At 38.6% G+C, this 20,884-nt stretch carries 19 protein-coding genes, 1 riboswitch and 1 other annotated feature; of the genes, 12 read left to right on the plus strand and 7 right to left on the minus strand.

Annotation, left to right across the window (positions count from 1 at the left end):
- Positions 1 to 9 precede the first annotated feature (9 nt).
- Entirely contained in the window at positions 10 to 1,602 is a 1,593-nt protein-coding gene (gene pckA / locus A2U94_RS04150; RefSeq protein ID WP_025909522.1) for a phosphoenolpyruvate carboxykinase (ATP), read from the minus strand.
- A gap of 272 nt (positions 1,603 to 1,874) precedes the next feature.
- Positions 1,875 to 1,992: riboswitch (SAM riboswitch) on the plus strand.
- A 134-nt stretch (positions 1,993 to 2,126) separates the two neighbouring features.
- On the opposite strand from pckA, the gene metK reads away from it, so the two are divergent.
- Positions 2,127 to 3,329 (plus strand): methionine adenosyltransferase, encoded by a 1,203-nt coding sequence (metK, locus tag A2U94_RS04155; RefSeq protein WP_025909521.1) that lies wholly within the window; start codon positions 2,127 to 2,129, stop codon positions 3,327 to 3,329.
- Between the two features lie 38 nt (positions 3,330 to 3,367).
- Here the strand turns inward: metK and A2U94_RS04160 are convergent, their stop codons facing one another.
- From A2U94_RS04160 to A2U94_RS04170, 3 genes are all read right to left on the minus strand, one after another.
- Positions 3,368 to 4,516 (minus strand): glycosyltransferase family 4 protein, encoded by a 1,149-nt coding sequence (locus tag A2U94_RS04160; RefSeq protein ID WP_062954423.1) that lies wholly within the window; start codon positions 4,514 to 4,516, stop codon positions 3,368 to 3,370.
- 20 nt (positions 4,517 to 4,536) lie between these two features.
- Entirely contained in the window at positions 4,537 to 5,067 is a 531-nt protein-coding gene (locus A2U94_RS04165; RefSeq protein WP_025909519.1) for a phosphatase PAP2 family protein, read from the minus strand.
- Between the two features lie 238 nt (positions 5,068 to 5,305).
- Complete coding sequence (locus A2U94_RS04170) at positions 5,306 to 5,827, minus strand: gamma carbonic anhydrase (RefSeq protein ID WP_062954425.1); 522 nt, start codon at positions 5,825 to 5,827, stop codon at positions 5,306 to 5,308.
- Positions 5,828 to 5,931: 104 nt separating this feature from the next.
- Between A2U94_RS04170 and A2U94_RS04175 the strand changes: the two genes are divergently transcribed.
- On the plus strand, positions 5,932 to 6,708 hold the full coding sequence (locus A2U94_RS04175; RefSeq protein ID WP_025909517.1) for an alpha/beta fold hydrolase: 777 nt from the start codon (positions 5,932 to 5,934) through the stop codon (positions 6,706 to 6,708).
- Between the two features lie 31 nt (positions 6,709 to 6,739).
- Positions 6,740 to 7,798: a tetraprenyl-beta-curcumene synthase gene (tbcS, locus tag A2U94_RS04180; protein ID WP_025909516.1), complete on the plus strand. Its 1,059-nt coding sequence runs from the start codon at positions 6,740 to 6,742 to the stop codon at positions 7,796 to 7,798.
- Between the two features lie 22 nt (positions 7,799 to 7,820).
- Here the strand turns inward: tbcS and mnmM are convergent, their stop codons facing one another.
- Both mnmM and mnmL read right to left on the minus strand, forming a co-directional pair.
- Complete coding sequence (gene mnmM / locus A2U94_RS04185) at positions 7,821 to 8,393, minus strand: tRNA 5-(aminomethyl)-2-thiouridylate-methyltransferase MnmM (protein ID WP_025909515.1); 573 nt, start codon at positions 8,391 to 8,393, stop codon at positions 7,821 to 7,823.
- A complete protein-coding gene (mnmL, locus tag A2U94_RS04190; RefSeq protein ID WP_025909514.1) occupies positions 8,390 to 9,352 on the minus strand; it encodes a tRNA modification radical SAM protein MnmL/YtqA in 963 nt (320 codons plus the stop codon). Before mnmL ends, mnmM begins: the two co-directional genes overlap by 4 nt.
- Before the next feature lie 194 nt (positions 9,353 to 9,546).
- Between mnmL and A2U94_RS04195 the strand changes: the two genes are divergently transcribed.
- The 7 genes from A2U94_RS04195 (at position 9,547) to A2U94_RS04225 (ending at position 16,967) form a co-directional block, all read left to right on the plus strand.
- Entirely contained in the window at positions 9,547 to 9,810 is a 264-nt protein-coding gene (locus A2U94_RS04195; protein WP_025909513.1) for a YtzC family protein, read from the plus strand.
- Positions 9,811 to 9,824: 14 nt separating this feature from the next.
- Entirely contained in the window at positions 9,825 to 9,980 is a 156-nt protein-coding gene (locus A2U94_RS04200) for a hypothetical protein (protein ID WP_025909512.1), read from the plus strand.
- Positions 9,981 to 10,438: 458 nt separating this feature from the next.
- Positions 10,439 to 11,635, plus strand: coding sequence for an MDR family MFS transporter (locus A2U94_RS04205; protein ID WP_062686755.1), 1,197 nt, complete (start codon positions 10,439 to 10,441; stop codon positions 11,633 to 11,635).
- 160 nt (positions 11,636 to 11,795) lie between these two features.
- Complete coding sequence (locus tag A2U94_RS04210; protein ID WP_025909509.1) at positions 11,796 to 13,118, plus strand: GntP family permease; 1,323 nt, start codon at positions 11,796 to 11,798, stop codon at positions 13,116 to 13,118.
- 191 nt (positions 13,119 to 13,309) lie between these two features.
- Positions 13,310 to 13,531: a binding site (T-box leader), on the plus strand.
- A 64-nt stretch (positions 13,532 to 13,595) separates the two neighbouring features.
- Complete coding sequence (gene leuS, locus A2U94_RS04215; RefSeq protein WP_025909508.1) at positions 13,596 to 16,010, plus strand: leucine--tRNA ligase; 2,415 nt, start codon at positions 13,596 to 13,598, stop codon at positions 16,008 to 16,010.
- Between the two features lie 115 nt (positions 16,011 to 16,125).
- Positions 16,126 to 16,437: a rhodanese-like domain-containing protein gene (locus tag A2U94_RS04220; protein ID WP_025909507.1), complete on the plus strand. Its 312-nt coding sequence runs from the start codon at positions 16,126 to 16,128 to the stop codon at positions 16,435 to 16,437.
- A 350-nt stretch (positions 16,438 to 16,787) separates the two neighbouring features.
- A complete protein-coding gene (locus A2U94_RS04225) occupies positions 16,788 to 16,967 on the plus strand; it encodes a sporulation protein Cse60 (RefSeq protein ID WP_025909506.1) in 180 nt (59 codons plus the stop codon).
- A gap of 4 nt (positions 16,968 to 16,971) precedes the next feature.
- Here the strand turns inward: A2U94_RS04225 and A2U94_RS04230 are convergent, their stop codons facing one another.
- On the minus strand, positions 16,972 to 18,246 hold the full coding sequence (locus A2U94_RS04230) for a BaiN/RdsA family NAD(P)/FAD-dependent oxidoreductase (RefSeq protein WP_025909505.1): 1,275 nt from the start codon (positions 18,244 to 18,246) through the stop codon (positions 16,972 to 16,974).
- Positions 18,247 to 18,452: 206 nt separating this feature from the next.
- Here A2U94_RS04230 and A2U94_RS04235 point away from each other — a divergent pair, with 206 nt between their 5' ends.
- Together A2U94_RS04235 and A2U94_RS04240 are read left to right on the plus strand one after the other, a co-directional pair.
- Positions 18,453 to 20,099, plus strand: coding sequence for a putative polysaccharide biosynthesis protein (locus A2U94_RS04235; protein ID WP_025909504.1), 1,647 nt, complete (start codon positions 18,453 to 18,455; stop codon positions 20,097 to 20,099).
- A gap of 60 nt (positions 20,100 to 20,159) precedes the next feature.
- Entirely contained in the window at positions 20,160 to 20,876 is a 717-nt protein-coding gene (locus A2U94_RS04240; protein WP_025909503.1) for a pseudouridine synthase, read from the plus strand.
- Positions 20,877 to 20,884 lie beyond the last annotated feature (8 nt).

The raw sequence follows: 20,884 nt of genomic DNA on the forward strand, positions 1-20,884 counted from the left end.
GGCTTTTCATTATTTTGAAATAATCGGTCCGCCCATTTGTGAAATTTCTGGAGCTACATTTGCAAAGCGCTCAAAGTTCTTTGTGAACTTTTGTGCTAATTGATGAGCTTTTTCTTCATATAAATTTGCATTCTTCCATGCTTTTACTGGTTGAAGTACTTCATCAGGGACACCAGGAACATGTGCAGGAATCTCAAGTCCAAAGATAGGATCTTGAACTGTATCTACGCTAATGAGTTCTCCTTCTAACGCTGCTTGAACCATTGCGCGTGTGTAAACTAGCTTCATTCGCTCTCCAACACCATACTCTCCACCAGTCCATCCCGTATTCACAAGATAAACATTTACGTTATGCTCATCAATTTTTTTACCTAGCATTTTAGCATAGGCTGTAGGTGGAAGAGGTAAGAATGGTTCACCAAAACAAGTAGAGAACGTCGCCTGTGGCGCAGTAATTCCGCGCTCTGTTCCCGCAAGTTTACTTGTATACCCACTTAAGAAATGATACATTGCTTGTTCTTTTGTTAGTTTGCTAATTGGAGGTAAAACTCCAAATGCGTCTGCTGTTAAGAAAACAATTGCCGTAGGATGTCCTGCAACGCTCGGTAAGATTGTGTTATCAATTGCTTGAATTGGATAAGCAGCACGAGTGTTTTCTGTTAAGCTATTATCATTATAGTCTGCAATTCTAGTATTCGAGTTAATCACAACATTTTCTAAAACTGTTCCAAATCGAATGGCATTAAAAATTTGAGGCTCTTTTTCTTTTGATAGTTGAATGCATTTTGCATAACAACCGCCTTCAATGTTAAATACGCCTGTACTAGACCAACCGTGCTCATCGTCACCAATTAGTCTTCTGGTAGCGTCAGCTGATAATGTTGTTTTTCCGGTGCCAGATAGTCCAAAGAATAGTGCAACATCACCTTCTTTGCCAACATTAGCTGAGCAGTGCATAGGAAGTATATTATTTTGAGGAAGTAGGAAATTCATTACTGAGAAAATAGATTTTTTCATTTCACCTGCATATTCCGTTCCACCAATTAAAACAACTCTTCGTTCAAATGAAATAATAATAAATGTCTCTGAATTTGTCCCATCAATGTCTGGAACAGCTTTAAAAGTAGGAGCAGATACAATTGAGAATGATTCAGCATCACTTTTTAGCTTCGTGTCTTCTGGACGAATAAATAGTTGGTGAGCAAACAAATTATGCCATGCGTATTCATTTACGACTTGGATTGGAAGCTGATATTTATCATCGGCGCCCGCATAGCCGTTAAACACAAATAGCTCATTTTGTTCTTTTAAATGTTCTAATACTTTTTTATAAAGCGCGTCAAATCGTTCAGATGAAAACGGTTGATTCACATCTCCCCATTCAACAGTATGAGATGTTAAGGAATCGCTTACAATGAATTTATCGTGTGGGGAACGCCCCGTATATTTTCCTGTTTCAACTTGAATAGCACCTGTAGAAGTCAATACGCCTTCTTGTCGCTCTAAAATCTTTTCGACTAATTGAGAAACAGATAGTTGGTGATTCACTTTTTCAGATTCCAGGAGATTGGCTAATTCAATAGACATATTAACAGTACTCATGTGCACTACCTTCCTTTTTTTAAAATGATGTTTAAATGTACAATTAGTATAACACATTACTTTAAATAGTCTATACTATTCGAATGAAAATGTTAAAATGTTGCGAATTTTTTTGTTTTAGAGAGCATAAAACGTTTTTGTGAGATGATCTTACTAGTGAAAGGTTTCTGTAAATAATAGGGGAGGAAAATACAACCCTTAAGTGATTTTCATAGGAATGTTATTGACATAACAGAGCATTTTCCTGTATGATATGTCCTTGAACGGATACTCTCTTATCCCGAGCTGGTGGAGGGACAGGCCCTATGAAACCCAGCAACCATCACCCATTTCCATAGAGGTGATAAGGTGCTAACCTGATGCAAGGGAATAAACCTTGATCGATAAGAGTGAAAGGCTTATGCAGAACTTGATACCTTTCCTCGATACAAGGAAAGGTTTTTTATATTGAAAAAATGTAAATGAACCACAATAAGGGAATGAGTACCGTATCACAATGTATCATATTTAAAGGAGGAAAACCGATGTCAACACAACGTCGTCTGTTTACGTCAGAATCTGTTACAGAGGGACATCCAGATAAAATTTGTGACCAAATTTCTGACTCAATTCTTGATGCTATTTTAGCTGAAGATCCAAATGCTCGTGTTGCTTGTGAAACAAGCGTAACAACTGGTTTAGTATTAGTAAGTGGTGAAATCACAACATCTACTTATGTAGATATTCAAAAAACAGTACGTGATACAATCAAAGAAATTGGTTATACGCGTGCAAAATATGGTTTTGATGCGGATACTTGTGGAGTAATCACAGCAATCGGTGAGCAATCTCCAGATATCGCTGCTGGTGTAGACCAAGCGTTAGAAGCTCGTGAAGGTTCAATGTCTGATGAAGAAATTGAAGCAATCGGAGCTGGTGACCAAGGTTTAATGTTTGGCTACGCTTGTAATGAAACAAAAGAATTAATGCCGTTACCAATTTCTTTAGCTCATAAGTTAGCGCGTCGCTTAACAGAAGTGCGTAAAGAAGAAATTTTACCTTACCTTCGTCCAGATGGTAAAACGCAAGTAACGGTTGAATATGATGAAAACAATCAACCAGTTCGTGTTGATACAATCGTTATCTCAACTCAGCATCATCCAGAAGTAACGTTAGAGCAAATTCAACGTAACTTAAAAGAATATGTAATCAATCCAGTTGTTCCACAAGAATTAATCGATGAGAACACGAAGTACTTCATTAACCCAACAGGACGTTTTGTAATTGGTGGTCCTCAAGGTGATGCAGGATTAACAGGTCGTAAAATTATCGTTGATACTTATGGTGGATATGCTCGTCACGGTGGTGGCGCATTCTCTGGTAAAGATGCAACAAAAGTTGACCGCTCAGCAGCATATGCAGCACGCTACGTTGCGAAAAATATTGTAGCTGCAGGATTAGCTGATCGTTGTGAAGTTCAGCTTGCATATGCCATTGGTGTAGCTCAGCCAGTTTCAATCTCTATTGATACATTTGGAACAGGTAAAGTAACTGAAGAAGTATTAGTTGAAGTAGTACGTAACAACTTTGATCTTCGTCCAGCTGGTATCATTAAAATGCTTGATTTAAGACGCCCAATTTATAAGCAAACAGCAGCATACGGTCACTTTGGTCGTACTGATGTTGAGCTTCCTTGGGAGTTCACTGATAAAGCAGAAGCTTTAAAAACTGAAGCTTTAGCTAAATAATGAAAAGTCGCTGTCTCAAAAGAGACAGCGACTTTTTTTTATTGAACAAATTCTAACCCATTGTTTGATTTAGTAGTGACTGCTTCATAGCGAAGCAGTAATTGGTCAAAAATAGAATCCCAAGATTGCGTAAGAGCATAGCGACGAGCAGCGTCTCCAAACCTTAGTCGAAGCTGGGAGGACTCTAACAAAGTACAAATGGATTCAATAAATTCTTCAAGTGAATTCGGGGTGCAGAGGTAGCCATTCTTCTCATTGCTAACAATATGTTTTACTCCCCCTGCATTAGCAGCAATAACAGGCGTACCGCAGGATAATGCTTCTAATACAACGTTACCAAAGGTCTCCGTTTCAGAAGGAAATATGAATAGGTCGGAAGCTGCATATAGTTTAGCTAAATGCTCATGTTCTAAGAAGTCGATGAATGTAATGGATTCACCCGCTTCTTGCTGCAGCGCTTCCTTGCTAGGCCCACCTCCAACAATAAGCCACTGTACTTGATGACGTAAATGGTCAGGAAGTAAGCGAGATAGCTTTAATAAAAATGCTACGTTTTTTTCAGGAGATAAACGTCCAACATATGTTAAGATATAAGGCTTTTTTATATTGTATTTTATGCGGATATCAAATTTATCGTAGTAGGGATGAAATAAATGATGATCGACTCCTCTAGACCACATAGATATAGATTTAAAGCCTTGATTTAAGAGCTGCTTTTTTGTTTCAAGAGAGGGAACAAAAATCTCTTCAAACGGTTCGTAAAACCATTTCATATATCTCCACAGAAGAGGAGATAAGTGTCCTAACTTGTAGCTTGGAAGATAGTGTTCAAAGTCAGTATGATGAGAACCAACTAAAGGAATACTAAGCTTTTTAGCTACATGAATGCCACTAAGTCCCATTGAAAAAGGAGTAGCAACGTGCATGATTGTAGGATTGAACTCCTTTATTTTTTTCTTCATCTTTATAACATTCGGTAAGGCAAACCGACATTGTGGATAAAGAAAGAATGGTATACTTAATGAATGATTAATGGATAATGGACTAAATGTGGGGGACGATGATTCAGGTGCAAAAACCTCATAGTCAATTCGTTGACGAGATAAATAATAAGTAAAGCGCTCTAATGTTTTTGCGACTCCGTTGATCTCAGGAGAAAACGTATCTGATATCAATGCAATCCTCATCCTACCACCTCCATTTTGATTTAGTAGAACAACTGTAGACCGATAATTCCAGAGAATATACCTAACAACATGCCTGCAAATACGTCAGTAGGGTAATGGAGCCCTAAATAAATCCGCGAAACTCCTACTAAAAAAGCAAGTGGAAATAAAAATAAAATTGAAACAGGTACCGCAATCATGATAGGTGCTAGAAACGAAAAAATGGCTGTTGTATGTCCAGATGGAAATGAATGATCTTGTAAAGGATTATCCAATACTTTTGTTTCTTTTAATTGAAGGTAAGGACGTTTTCTTGGATAAATTTTTTTGGTAATCGCCACAGGGATATGGCTGATTGCTAGAGATAAAGCGCATGCGTAAGCAAGCGGTAAAGATGCACGATCAATACATAGCATGAGGAGTAGCGCTAGGCCAATCATTGAAGTTGCACCACCGATATGTGTAATCGTACGAAAAAAAGTGTTGAGAGGCTTGAAGTCGAAATGTTTATTCACAATTTGAAATAAGTGGCACTCCCAATCATAAACTTGACGAATTAGTTTTGTTCGCATATAGCAACCTCCTTTAAGCCCATTATGTTCATAGCTAAAGTAATCGGTGACGATGAAACGTTAAAAAATTATATGTTTTTGTTTCTCAACGAATGTATAGTCGCTATGTTATATTGTAAGAAATATTTGTAGAGCTAGTGCTAATATTGTGTAAAGAATGTGTGGATTTATTTAGTGCATACTAAGTAAGGCCGCTACACAAAAAAACAAGCAGTGGCATTGACCACTGCTTGTTGCATTAGCTGTTAATCGGGTTAATTGATTTATAATATTGTCCTTTTTCAACATACTGCGTGCGAATTCGGTTCATATCTTTTACATCTTCATCTGTTAATTCACGGACAACTTTAGCAGGGCGACCTAGTGCAAGTGTATGAGGTGGGATTTTTTTACCGGGTGGGACCAAGCTACCGGCTCCGATAAATGCACCTTCTCCAATTTCTGCTCCATCTAAAACAATTGAGCCCATTCCAACCAGCGCATTTTTGCGAATAAGTGCGCTATGTAAAATAACTTGATGGCCGATTGTTACATCATCTTCAATGATAAGCGGCAAATTAGGGCTTTGATGAAGTGTAGATTGTTCTTGAATATTGACACGCTTTCCAATAATAGTCGGTGAAACATCTCCGCGAATAACAGTATTAAACCAAATGCTACTTTCATCGCCAATCGTGACATCACCTGTAATCGTTACGTAATCAGCGATATAGCATGTGGGTGAAATAGCTGGTGTTTTTCCTTTATAAGGATAAATCATGCGTTCATCTCCTTTATTAGTTGAAAAAAGAGTAATAATCTTCTAATGTAAGTGTACATAGTTTTTTCAAACAGGTAAATAGCAAATGAAAGGGAGTAACTCAAATGCGTAAGTGGGAAACAGAAAATCCAAAAGGTGTGGTAGTCATTGTTCACGGCGCAGCTGAGCATCAAGGACGGTACCGCTGGCTAGTTGAAATGTGGCGTTCAGTCGGCATGAATGTTGTGATGGGGGATCTTCCTGGACAAGGTCTAACAACAAGAAGAAGAGGACATATCTTATCATTTGACGAATATGTACATGAAATTGAAAACTGGGTAAAAGAAGCACAAACTTATGATTTGCCTATTTTTTTATTAGGTCATAGCATGGGTGGGCTTGCCGTTATTCGAACGCTCCAGTTGAAGAACTTACCAATATGGGGAGCGATTTTATCATCGCCATGTCTAGGACTTAAAGAACAAGTTCCGGCTTATTTAGACGTTTTATCTAAAGGGTTAAATAAAGTAATGCCAACGAAACTGTTTGACTTAGGCTTAACTGTAGAGAAAGCAACGAGAAATCCAGAAGTAAGAGACGAAGACCAAAATGATTCATTGTATGTGACAAAAGTTTCCGTTAGGTGGTATCGCGAGCTTGTAGAAGCGATCAATATGGCATTTCGTGATATTGAAAAGATGCCTGATGTTCCACTTCTTGTTATGCAAGCGGGAGAGGATAAAATTATTGAAAAATTAATTGTAAAGCAATGGTTTGACGAAGTAGATCTAAGCGAAAAAATCTATAAAGAGTGGCCTCAGCTTTACCATGAAATTTTTAATGAACCTGAACGAGACTATGTTTTCACATATGCAAATAGCTTTGTGAACCTTCATATTTGACGAAGCTTGAAACAACGGAGGTGGGGAACCTGTGAAGATACCGTCTCATCCCTTTTCTTTAATGGGGAAAATTTATCGAGGCATCATGCCAACTGTACATGAAGAGCTGAAACAGTGGCGTTTGAAAGCAGAAAAAATACCAAATATGGAACTGCGAACGCAAGCTTTAGATAGCATTGATACCAAAACCTTTCACTGTGAAGGAGGAGGTATACTGGCCATTTTGGCAAAAGAACAAATGAAAACCTGTATTCGCTTTATCGTTGCGTATCAGACCATTAGTGACTATTTAGACAACTTGTGTGATCGCAGCAATTCGCTCGATCCAAAAGATTTTGCAGCGCTCCATGAATCTATGCCAGACGCGTTAACACCTGGTGCACCATTAAAAGACTATTACCGCTATAGAGATGATAAAGATGACGGTGGATATCTTAATGAGCTGGTTCTGACATGTCAACAGACGCTGGAAAAAGCACCTAAGTACGCTATTGTAGCGCCGTACTTGATTGAATTGGCTAATTATTATTGTGACTTACAGATACATAAACATGTAAAGATAGAAGAACGTGTACCTAGGCTTGAGAAGTGGTTTTCAGAGCATAAGGAGTCATTGCCATCGATGTCATGGTATGAATTTTCAGCATGTTCGGGTTCGACGCTCGGTATCTTTTGTTTAGCTGCGTATAGCTTTACAAAAGGCTTTACAGTGCAACATGCAGAGCAAGTACGCAATGGTTACTTTCCTTATATTCAAGGGTTGCATATCTTGTTAGATTATTTAATCGATCAAGAGGAAGACGTTGAAGGAGGAGATCTAAACTTCTGCTTCTATTATCCTCATCATCAAGATATGATGAATCGATTTCTACATTTTGTCACAAAGTCTGGCGAGCATGCTCAACATTTACCAGATGCTCATTTTCACCGTTTTATTTACCAAGGTTTACTTGGTGTTTATTTATCAGATCAAAAAGTTCGGAGCCAAAAGGAAGTAGCTCGAAGCGCTAAAAAACTTATAAAAGCAGGTGGGTCTTTGAGTTATTTCTTCTATGTCAACGGGCGATTATATCGAATGTTAAAAAGATAAGCTTTTGCCAAATGGCAAAAGCTTATCTTTTTTCAATGGCCACAATAAATGGCGGATTATTTTGTTGGTTTATAAACTGGTAGCGTAAAACATGAACGATTTGTTGGTCAAGATTCGATACATAATGAAGCACATCATCACGTTCTATCTGTCCTTGTTCATGTCCGTGATAAATAACAAGTACGATAATCCCCTCGGGTGCTAATAGTTCAATCAGCTGCTCAATCGCTTGAATGGTGGACGTTGAGAGAGTAACAATTTTTTTATTTCCACCCGGTAAGTATCCAAGATTGAAGATTGCACCTGTTAGGTTACCATGTAAATGAGTTGGAATATGTTTTTTTAAACGACTATGGCTATCTTTTATAAGAGTAACTTGTTGTTCAATCCCTTGTTTAGCCAATCGTTCAGACGTATTTTGAATTGCTTCATCTTGGATATCAAATCCGTATACATGTCCACTTGCGCCCACTAATTTTGCTAAGAATGACGTGTCGTGACCGTTTCCAACGGTCGCATCAATGACCGTATCACCTTCGTTAACAGCACTTGTTAACAGCGTGCGAGCAAAAGGAAGAATGCGTTCAATTTTCATAATGCTGAAACACCCTTTGCAAAGAATTTTCCTTGGTAGCTACCTCGACGTTTGAGCTCTTGGTCAATTGTGTTTAATACATTCCATTTATCCACGCTCCACATCGGTCCAATCATCAAGTCAATTGGGCCATCTCCTGTAATGCGATGAACAATCATCTCTGGTGGTAAAATTTCAAGCTGGTTGCACACAAGGCTGATGTAATCATCAAATGATAAAAATTTGAGTAGGCCTTTCTCATACTGCTTCACCATTGGAGTGCCTTTTAATAAATGAAGTAAGTGAATCTTAATGCCTTGTACATCCATTTCTGCTACTTCCCTTGCAGTTTCCATCATCATATCTTGAGTTTCAAGAGGAAGGCCATTAATAATATGAGCACAAACGCGAATCCCATGCTTTCGAAGCTTTGCAACACCCTCTAAGTAACATGCATGGTCGTGTGCACGATTAATTAACGCAGAAGTACTCTCATGAATCGTTTGTAGCCCTAGCTCTACCCATAAATACGTACGTTCGTTGAGTTCTGCTAAATACTCAACTACGTCATCTGGTAAGCAATCTGGGCGGGTAGCAATGGATAATCCGACAACGCCTGGTAATGCTAAAACTTCTTCATATTTTTGGCGTAATTCTTCGACTGGTGCATGTGTATTTGTGAATGCTTGGAAGTAAGCAATATATTTTCCGTCTTTCCACTTATGGTGCATCTTTTCTTTTATCTTGTTAAATTGTGTAGTCAAGCTTTCAGTGCGATTTCCAGCAAAATCTCCAGATCCCGCAGCGCTACAAAAGGTACATCCACCGTATGCAACGGTTCCGTCTCGATTAGGACAGTCAAATCCGCCGTCTAACGCCACTTTAAATACTTTATGACCAAAGTGTTGTCTTAAATGGTAGTTCCATGTGTGATAACGTTTATCCTCCGCTTTATATGGAAATGGGTTTTCTTGACTCAAGTCAATACCCTCCTTTATCTATGTACAGTACGTGTCTTAAATACAACATCAAATTGTATCAGAAAAAAAGAAAAGTTCCAAAGGCAATGTGAAATTCTATATTTTACAAATGATTTTTTCTAGAGATATGTCGTAAATTTGTCCAAAGATGAGCAAAATACATCTGAAACTAAAGAGTGTGGAGGGAGATAATCATGGCAACACGTCAATCAGTAGATAAGCTTCTTCAGCAATGTGAAGATGCGCTTCGATATGCGCAAAGTCAATTATCTGAAGGCATGAAACAAGAACATTATAATGATACAGAATATACAAAAGCACAGCTTGGCCTTGAAAATGCATATAAAGAACTTGAAGAGCTTGCTCATAGCGCAAATGATCAACAGCGTGAACAGCTTTATCGCATGCGCCTTCAAATTCAGCAAACGCAAAATCAAATGATCCTAACTGAACATTAAGGGGGGAAATAGCGATGGCTACTCGTTCAAATCAGAATAATCCAGAGCAAAAGACAAAAGATGGAATCAATAATAACGATATTGAAGTAGGTAAAGATTTCGATCCAGTAAAAGAGTTAAAGGCTCGTAACAGCAAGCGTGCACAGCCCGATAAATCAAAAACCAAATAAGGTAAAAGAGGCTGGGACATAAGTAATTCAGCCAATGATAAACCTGAACGATTGAGAGTTTCTCACTTTTAATCGTTCAGGTTTTTTGGTTGATTGTGAAAACAATGTTGGAAACAGGGGGGAATGGAGCGTTGGACACTCGACTCCTGCGGGAAAGAGAGGGAAAACGGAGATCCCGCAGCGCAGCGAGGAAGCTCAGGTTCCTCCCCGCGGAAAGCGAGTGGCCGTAGCGCAATGGAACGAACGTGTTCAGACAAACCAAAGAGATTGGAACAGCTATTGTTCGTCTCTTAGAAGCAATCATTTTGTTATGTCCCAAACTCTCTTTTTTAATAGAAAGTTAATTGAAAACATTTTTAATTAACTTTCTATATGCTAACTCATTGCGAAATAAAGTAGAAAGGACTAGAATGTACGTTGGCTTTAAACGTTCTCAACAGTTGAAAGGAGAAATAGATATGCCAAAGTCATTATGGTTTTTAATCATTGGAATGTTAGTAAACGTTACGGGCGCTTCGTTTTTATGGCCTTTAAATACAATTTATATACATGATCATCTCGGTAAATCATTATCCGTAGCAGGCTTTGTTTTAATGTTAAATGCTGGTGCTAGCGTAATTGGTAATCTTATTGGAGGTACCTTGTTTGATAAAATAGGAGGGTATAAATCCATTTTATCAGGTATTGTTATCACCTTGATAGCATTGGTTGGGTTAGTGTTTTTTCACGATTGGCCTACATACGTTGTATTACTTGTCATCGTTGGTTTTGGCTCGGGAATTGTATTTCCATCTATGTACGCAATGGCTGGAACGGTTTGGCCAGAAGGTGGACGTAAGTCCTTTAATGCCATTTACGTAGCTCAAAATGCAGGGGTAGCAATTGGTGCAGCTCTTGGAGGAATTGTAGCTTCTTATTCATTTACCTATATCTTCTTAGCAAACACGTTACTGTACGTGGTTTTTTTATTGATTGCACTTTTCACGTACAAGAACATTTCAGTTACGGGTTCAGCCCAAACGAGTGTATTGCAAGAAGCTAAGGGGATTAAAAATCACTATAAGCTGATTGCTTTATTAACTTTATGTGTGGGCTATTTGCTGTGCTGGATGGCGTATGTACAGTGGCAAACAACAATTGCTACGCATACATTAGAGCTTAATATCCCATTATCTCAGTACAGTATGCTTTGGACAATTAATGGTATTTTAATCGTTGCAGCACAGCCGTTTATTGTACCAGTCGTACAAAAGTTTGCGAAGACGTTAAAAGTGCAAATTATGATTGGTACGGCAATCTTTATTGCATCTTTTATTATTGTTTTGCAGGCAACTACATTTGTAGACTTTTTAATTGCGATGATTGTCTTAACGATTGGAGAAATGTTTGTTTGGCCTGCAGTTCCAGCAGTAGCAAACGAATTAGCGCCAAAAGGTAGAGAAGGATTCTATCAAGGCATTGTAAATAGTACGGCTACGGGTGGCAGAATGATTGGTCCTGTTTTCGGTGGGATGATGGTGGATCATTTTGATGTTTCTGTGCTCGTGTATAGCTTAATTGCTTTTCTATTCTTAACATTTTTCACAACATGGTTTTATGATTTGAGAATAAAAGAACAATCTACAAAGCGTTATCAAGTAACGGTTTCAAAATAAATTAAAAAGCTGAAAAGCGATGCCAGACGGCGTCGCTTTTTTGTTCCATAAAACCTGGTATGTCTCAATGGTTTGTCTAATAAGATAGTAGAAGTCAGCAGGGAGGAGGTTGTTTTCCACTTGATTGTAAACGCTTTCTAATATAAAGGGGGAAGAAAACGTGCTTAGTATGATTGGGTTAATCGGTGGTTTAGTCTTGCTTATTGTGCTTACTATGAGAGGAATGAACTTATTAATAGCAGGACCTTTAAGTGCTTTAGTAGTAGCTTTAACAAGTGGAATGCCTTTGTTTCCGCAGCTTGTTAAAGAAGGTGAAGTGAACTTTGTTGGTAACTATATGTCAGGATTTACGGGCTTTGTGACGTCTTGGTATTTAATGTTCTTACTTGGAGCAATCTTTGGAAAAGTGATGGAAGATAGCGGTGCTGCTGATAGCGTTTCAAAATGGATTGTTGAAAAGCTCGGTATGAAAAGAGCTGTATTAGCCATTGTTTTAGCCTGTGCTGTATTAACTTATGGTGGAGTCAGCTTGTTTGTCGTAGCTTTTTCTGTGTATCCCATGGCGGTAAGTTTGTTTAAGCAAGCTAACCTACCACGACGCTTTATTCCAGCTGCTCTTGCTTTTGGCTCTGTTACGTTTACAATGACTTCAGCTGGTTCACCTGAAATTCAAAACTGGATTCCAATTGATTATTTGAATACATCGCCTTATGCAGGTTGGGAAGTAAGTTTAATTGTGGCGGTATTAATGGCAGTGTTTGGCTATTGGTGGTTGAAGAAAATTATTACAAAAGCAGTGCAAAATGGTGAGCACTTTGTTGAGAGAGAGACGGACCCAAAAATGGAGAAAGGAAGAGAGTTACCTCATCCATTGCTTAGTTTAATTCCTTTAGTTGTCGTTCTTATTTGTTCATTTGTATTCCATAATTCATTGATGCAATCAGCTCTTATCATTGCGCTATTAAGTGGAATCATTGCTACGTATGTATTAAACCGTCGTTACTTTAAAGACTTCTGGGGAGCGCTATCTGAAGGAACACTTGGTGCTTTAATTGCAATTGGAAATACGGCAGCTGTTGTTGGATTTGGCGGAGTAGCAAAGGCAGCTCCTGCTTTTAATGTCGCTGTTGAAGCGATGACCAGTATTCCGGGCAGTCCGTTAATTGGAGGCGCCATTGCAGTAAGCGTTATCGCAGGGATGACCGGATCGGCATCCGGTGGCCAAGCGATTGCTTTACCGCTCTTAGCACCACATTATATGGACGCAGGTGTTAATCCTGAAGCACTTCATCGAGTTGTGGCCATTTCATCTGGCGTGTTGGACTCACTTCCCCATAATGGATATGTTGTAACTACAATTAACTCTATTTGTGGTGAAACACATAAAGATGCCTATGGTTCCGTGGCAGCTATGACTGTCGTTGTTCCGCTCGTAGGGTTAGCGATAGCTATTGCACTCTTTACGTTTGGAGTGGGTATTTAAAGAGTAAGCTGTTCAGCACATGGACATTTTAGCCGTTTGTGTGCTGAATGTTTGGATATTTCTTAAAAAAATGGGCATTATGTATGTTTTTAAGAGATTTGTTTATAAATAAGAAGAGAAACTTTGATAAAATGGTGTGAACAACTTGCAGTTTAATCACATATTATTTACAATACAAGGTAGTTACTATATGAAAAGCATTGAGAAGGAATAGTAGTGAGCGATACGAGCAAAGAGAGTTGACGGTTGGTGGGAGTCAACAAACGACCGTTCATGAACTCACCTTTGAGCTGTAAATGTGAACGAAGTAGCATTTATCGTCATCCGCGTTAAGGAAAATGAGTGAGTACATACATAATTTGTGCTAATGTGGGTGGTACCGCGGGAAGTTTATTCAACCTCTCGTCCCTTTCTTAAGGGATGAGGGGTTTTTTATAGTTCTAACACCATTGTCTTAAAATAGAAGGAGGAGTATTCATGGCCTTTAACCATAAGCAAATTGAGAAGAAGTGGCAACAGGTTTGGGAAGAAAATCAGACATTTAAAACGACTGAAGATAAAGGAAAGCGTAAATTTTATGCGCTAGATATGTTTCCATATCCATCTGGAGCTGGCCTACATGTAGGGCATCCAGAAGGGTATACAGCAACAGATATTTTATCTCGTATGAAGCGTATGCAGGGATATAACGTACTTCATCCAATGGGATGGGACGCGTTCGGTTTACCAGCAGAGCAGTATGCGTTAGATACAGGAAATGACCCAGCGCAATTCACAGAGCAAAACATTAACAACTTCCGTCGCCAAATTAAATCTCTAGGTTTCTCATATGACTGGGAGCGTGAGATTAATACAACAGATCCAAGCTACTATAAATGGACGCAGTGGATTTTCTTAAAGTTATATGAAAAAGGATTAGCGTATATTGATGAAGTTGCGGTAAACTGGTGTCCAGCTCTTGGAACAGTATTAGCAAATGAAGAAGTTATTGATGGTAAAAGTGAACGTGGAGGTCACCCAGTAGAACGACGTCCAATGAAGCAGTGGATGTTAAAAATTACTGCTTATGCAGATCGATTACTAGAGGATTTAGAAGAATTAGATTGGCCAGAGAGTATTAAAGAAATGCAGCGCAATTGGATTGGTCGCTCTGAAGGGGCGCATGTTCACTTTACAATTGATGGGCATGATGAAACGTTTACGGTGTTCACTACGCGTCCAGATACGCTTTTTGGCGCAACGTATGCCGTGTTAGCACCAGAGCATCCATTTGTTGATAAAATCACAACAGCTGAGCAAAAAGCAGCAGTAGATGCTTATATTGAGAAAATTAAAAGCAAAAGTGATTTAGAGCGTACAGATTTAGCGAAAGATAAAACAGGTGTATTTACGGGAGCTTATGCGATTAACCCAGTAAATGGCGAAAAAATGCCAATCTGGATTGCAGATTACGTATTAATGAGTTACGGAACAGGTGCAATCATGGCAGTTCCAGCTCACGATGAGCGTGACTATGAATTTGCTGTTAAATTTGAACTTCCAATTAAGGAAGTTGTAGCGGGAGGAGACGTTTCGAAAGAAGCGTACACAGGAGATGGCGAACACGTTAACTCTGACTTCTTAAACGGCTTAAATAAAGAAGAAGCAATTGAGAATATGATTGCTTGGCTAGAAACAAACAAAAAAGGTGAAAAACAAGTTACGTATCGTTTACGCGACTGGTTGTTTAGCCGTCAGCGCTATTGGGGAGAACCAATTCCAGTAATTCATTGGGAAGATGGTACAACAACGCCTGTTCCAGAAAGTGAGCTTCCATTAGTACTTCCGAAAACAACGGAAATTAAGCCGTCAGGTACTGGTGAATCACCATTAGCAAACATTGATGAATTTGTAAACGTAGTAGACCCAGAAACAGGTAAAAAAGGTCGTCGTGAAACAAACACGATGCCACAATGGGCTGGAAGCTGCTGGTACTACTTACGCTACATCGATCCAAAGAATGAAGATGCATTGGCTGACGCAGAAAAGCTAAAAGAATGGTTACCGGTTGATATTTACATTGGTGGTGCAGAGCATGCCGTTCTTCATTTATTATATGCTCGCTTCTGGCACAAGTTCTTATATGATATTGGAGTAGTACCGACAAAAGAACCTTTCCAAAAGTTATTTAACCAAGGAATGATTCTTGGCGAAAACAATGAGAAGATGAGTAAGTCAAAAGGTAACGTTGTTAACCCTGATGAGATTGTTGAGAGTCACGGTGCAGATACGCTTCGTCTATATGAAATGTTCATGGGACCTTTAGATGCGTCTATTGCATGGTCAACAAAAGGATTAGACGGAGCAAGACGTTTCATCGATCGCGTATGGCGTTTGCTAATGGATGACAACGGTGAGCTAAGCAATAAAGTACAGGAAAGCGATGATAAAACATTAGAGCGTGTATATCACCAAACGGTGAAGAAGGTAACAGAAGATTATGAAGCTCTTCGTTTTAATACAGCAATCTCACAATTAATGGTGTTTATCAACGACGCATATAAAGTCGATGTTCTTCCAAAACAATACGTGGAAGGCATCGTGAAATTACTTGCACCAATTTGTCCACACGTTACAGAAGAGCTGTGGAATAAGCTTGGCTACGAAGAAACAATCTCGTATGAGGCTTGGCCTGCTTTTGATGAAGCAAAATTAGTAGATGATGAAGTTGAAATTGTTGTTCAAGTGAACGGTAAAGTACGTGCAAAGCTAAACGTTCCAGCTGAAGCATCACGTGAACAGCTTCAAGATATCGCAATGGCAAATGAAAACGTGCAAGAGCAAATCGAAGGCAAGACTGTCCGAAAAGTGATTGCTGTACCAGGGAAATTAGTAAACATTGTAGCGAACTAATGATAGAAGTCTGAGGCAAGAGCCTCAGGCTTTTTTCATGTAAGTAGAATTTCATTTATCACTTTTGTTACAATAATAACATGGGAACGAATACATAATGAGAGGGTTGAAAAAGATGGAACAAGTAAAAGAAATTACAACAGAAGAGCTAAAGAAACGTTTGGAGCAAAATGAAGAACTTGAACTAATAGATGTTCGCGAAGATGAAGAAGTAGAAGAAGGCATTATTCCAGGAGCAAAACATATTCGTATGAATGATATTCCTGCACATATTGATGCCTTTGATAAGGATAAAGAATATATCTTTATCTGTCGCTCAGGACGTCGTAGCGAGAACGTATGCTACTACTTACAAGAGCAAGGGTATAAAGTACGCAACATGGTTGGCGGTATGCTTGAGTGGGAAGGCGAAACAACTAAAAAGTAAATAAAAAAGATGAGACATAAGTATTTTAGCTAACGAGATATCCGAACTATTGGAAGGTAACGACTTTTGATAGTTTGGGTATCTTTTTCTTCATTCCTAAAATAAGTTAAAAAACTTAGTGGAACGGAGCGGAGGACACGCATCTGCGGCGCAATAGAACGAACTGGTGGTTCCAGCCTGACTACTTTAGAAAAGGTATAATTCATCTTTGAGAAAGAATCATTTGTTTTTATTCCAGACTCTTTTTTATTCAACGTATAAATTTTATAAGAATGTCTATAGTGATTGATACATATGTTAATAGAAATGTCCAAGCAGTGATAATCATGGGATGAAAGTGGTGTCGCGGTGTGGTTCAGGTAAAAGTGTTTGATAAAGAGCATGAAAAAGATTTAGAAGTAGCTCTAAATCGCTTTTTGAAAAAAATTGATGATGAGGATATTGTGGACATTAAGTATCAAGTTACAGTAGATGTGGACCGAGATGAACAAGTATACTGTTTTTCAGCAATGGTCATATATAAAGCCTAGCGCATTAATGCGCTAGGCTTTTGGCATACTCTCCAGCATTTGCTCCAGCAAGTCTTCCAGTTACTAAAGCTGACGTAATATTATAACCACCTGTATATCCATGAATATCTAGAATTTCACCGCAAAAGTAGAGGCCACTCATGAATTTTGAAGACATTTCTTTTGGATGCACCTCTTTTACCGATACGCCTCCACCTGTTACAAAGGCTTTTTCAAGAGATAACGTTCCATTTACAGAAAACGTAAATTGTTTCAGAAGACTAACAAATTCGCGAAGTCGATCATGTGAAATTTGTCCAGCAAGTTCTTGTTCTTCAATATGCGAAGCTTGAAACAAAAATAATAAATAGCGCTCGGGCACAAACCCTTTTAACACATTTTTAATTGCTTTTTTTGGTTCTTCTTTTAAAAGAGCTACGACTTTTTGAAAGAGATTTTCTTCATTTATGTCTGGAAACGAATCAATCATCATTTGAACAGTCTTTGTTTTTTGTTTTTTAAGTTCTTTGACAACATATTGACTGCAGCGCAATACCGCGGGTCCAGAAATTCCAAAGTGTGTAAAAATCATATCCATTCGATGAGTAATCACAGGCTTGCCTTTCTTGTTTAGTACGCTTAATCCAACGCTACGTAAAGATAAACCTTGCAATGTCTTGTCTCGAATAAATGATTCACTTGAAGTGACGGGAACTTCGGTGGGATAAAGTTCTGTAATGGTATGTCCCGCTGCTTCCGCCCAAGCATAGCCATCGCCTGTAGAACCGGTATGAGGAACAGACTTTCCTCCAACAGCTAAAATGACTGCCTTGGCTTGGATTACTTCACCCGTCTCTAGCTGCACTTCTTTTACTGCATTGTTCTCATATGCGACTTTTCTTACAGGCGTATTTGTGCGTACATGAACGTTTAAACGCTTTAATTCACCAATGAGTGCATCAACGACTGATTGTGCTTTATTTGACACGGGAAACATGCGTCCGTGATCCTCTTCCTTTAAAGCAATCCCGAGGTTTTCAAAAAATCTGATGATATCTTCATTATTAAAAATCGAAAATGCACTATATAAAAAGCGTCCGTTTCCTGGAATGTGCTTAATAATTTCATCGATTGGGAGTCGGTTCGTAACATTACAGCGTCCACCACCCGAAATAGCTAACTTTCGACCGAGCTTTGTTCCTTTATCTACTAATAGTACCTTTGCGCCTTTTTCACCGGCTGCAATCGATGCCATCAAACCAGAAGGTCCTCCTCCGATTACGATTACATCATAAATCATATCTCCACCAACCTGTCTATTTTATAAAATTTGAGTTTGTTCACTGACAAATGAAGAAACTTTGGATAAAATGGGCTATAGTCTTGTTTTTTTCTAGCTGCTAGCAGCAGTTAACATTAAAGCATGTCTGAAATAAAACTGCAACTTGATTCCTTTTTATTCTATCACTATTATCAAAGTGTAACATTACGTATCGGAGGAAGCTTATGTCTGATTCAAAGCTATTACGAGGAACATTTGTGTTAACGTTAGGAACCTATATTTCTCGCATATTAGGAATGATTTATATTTTTCCATTTGCAACGCTCGTTGGAGCTGTAGGTGGAGCGCTGTTTGGATATGGATATAACCAATATGCCATTTACCTAAGTATTGCAACGGCAGGGATGCCGATGGCTGTTTCAAAATTCGTATCTAAATATAACGCAATGGGTGATTACTATACGAGTAGGAGAATGTATCGTGCAGGTCTTAAGCTTATGCTTGTCACAGGGGTTTTATCTTTTCTCTTACTTTATTCTTTATCTCCTTTTATTGCGGATTTAACACTAGGAGGAGCCGATTTAGATAACTCGTTAGAAGACGTTGTCATGGTTATGCGCATGGTGAGCGTGGCGCTTCTTGTCGTACCTATTATGAGTTTAATGCGAGGATTTTTCCAAGGACACCAGTCTATGGGGCCAACTGCTGTTTCACAAGTTATTGAACAGTTTGTCCGCGTTGTCTTCTTACTCGCTTCTACGTACATCGTGTTAAAAGTTGTCGGAGGAAGTTTAGCCTTAGCGGTTGGATTTGCAACAATGGGTGCATTTGTAGGGGCGCTTGGTGGACTAGCTGTCTTGTTATGGTATTGGAAAAAACGAAAACCTCATTTAGACAAAATGGTACAAGAGCAAAAAGTTACGCCAACGCGTATTTCAACGGTTTCTATTTTTAAAGAGTTGTTTACGTATTCTATTCCTTATGTATTTGTAGGGCTTGCAATTCCCCTTTATCAGTATGTTGATCAATTTACATTTAACCGTACAATGGTTGCTGCTGGTCAAAAAGAAATTGCAGAAACGATGAATGGGATTGTGCAGTCGTATGTACCAAAGCTTGTAATGATTCCTGTTTCATTAGCGACAGCGTTTGGATTAACACTCGTTCCAACCATTACACGTTCATTTGTGAATCAAGATTACACGGCTCTTCAAAAACAGATTGACCAAACGTATCAAACGATTATGTTTTTAGTATTACCGGCATCAGTTGGGTTGATGGCTTTAGCGGGTCCAGCCTATGGAACATTCTTTGGTATAGAAGATATTAAAGCTGGTGGAACAGTTCTATTAGCTTATGCGCCGGTTGCGTTATTGTTTTCATTTTTCACTGTGAATGCTGCGATTTTACAAGGTGTGAATAAACAAAAATACGCGGTAATCAGTTTAGCATTTGGTCTAATTGTGAAAATTATTTGTAACGTACCATTTATTTATCTATTTCATGAGCTAGGTTCAATTTTAGCAACGGCTCTTGGTTATCTTGTATCTATTGCGTATACATTTTATCTCATTAAAAAGCATGCGAATTATGATTACCATGCGTTTATCAAACGTACAGTGTTAATCTTTATCTTCGTTGCAATTATGGGGTTAAGCGTTAAGTTGCTTTCCTTTATTTTAGGCTTCTTCTTAGCGTATGATCAAAGCCGCATCGCTGCTGTGGTGATCACCTTTATTGGAGCAGGGGTCGGAGGGATTGTATACGGTGTAGCAACGTACCGTTCGACATTACTAGAGCGAGTAATGGGCAAACGAATTATAAACATAATTGAACGAAAAATTTTGCGCCGTCGTCCAGCAAACGGTTAATGAGAAAGTGACTCATTCAATGAGTCACTTTCTTTTCGGATATAAACTGAGGAGGATTTTATGAGATTAGATAAGTTATTAGCTAATATGGGATATGGTAGTCGAAAAGAAGTAAAAGGGTTATTAAAAACAGGAGCAATAAAAGTGAATGGTAAAGCGGTTAAAGATGCTAAGCTACACGTGAATCCGGAAACTGACGAAGTGTCCGTTCACGGAGAAATCATTGAATACAAAGAATTTATTTATTTGATGATGAATAAGCCTCAAGGGGTGATTTCTGCTACAGAAGATCATCAACATGAAACAGTTGTTGATTTATTAGAAATTGACGACGCCATTTATAATCCTTTTCCAGTCGGAAGACTAGATAAAGATACGGAAGGATTACTGCTATTAACAAACGATGGACAGCTTGCTCATCAGCTGCTCTCACCCAAAAAGCATGTTCCAAAAACCTATTTTGCGACTATTAATATGAAAGTAACTGAGGAAGATGTCGAAGCATTCAGAAAAGGGGTTACATTAGATGACGGATATGTCACGAAACCCGCAGAGTTAACCATTTTAAAAAGCGGTGAATCATCTGAAATTGAGCTAACCATTGTTGAAGGGAAATTTCATCAGGTGAAGCGTATGTTTGAATCAAGAGGAAAGAAAGTCACGTATTTAAAACGAATTTCCATGGGAGCTTTGCCGCTAGATGAAGAGTTAGAACTGGGGGAATACCGAGAGCTAACAGAAGAAGAATTAAGCGCATTAAAAGATAAAAAAGAATAAGAGGCGAA

This window comes from Bacillus sp. VT 712 (genome assembly GCF_001614195.1).
Classification (GTDB): domain Bacteria; phylum Bacillota; class Bacilli; order Bacillales; family Bacillaceae_H; genus Priestia; species Priestia flexa.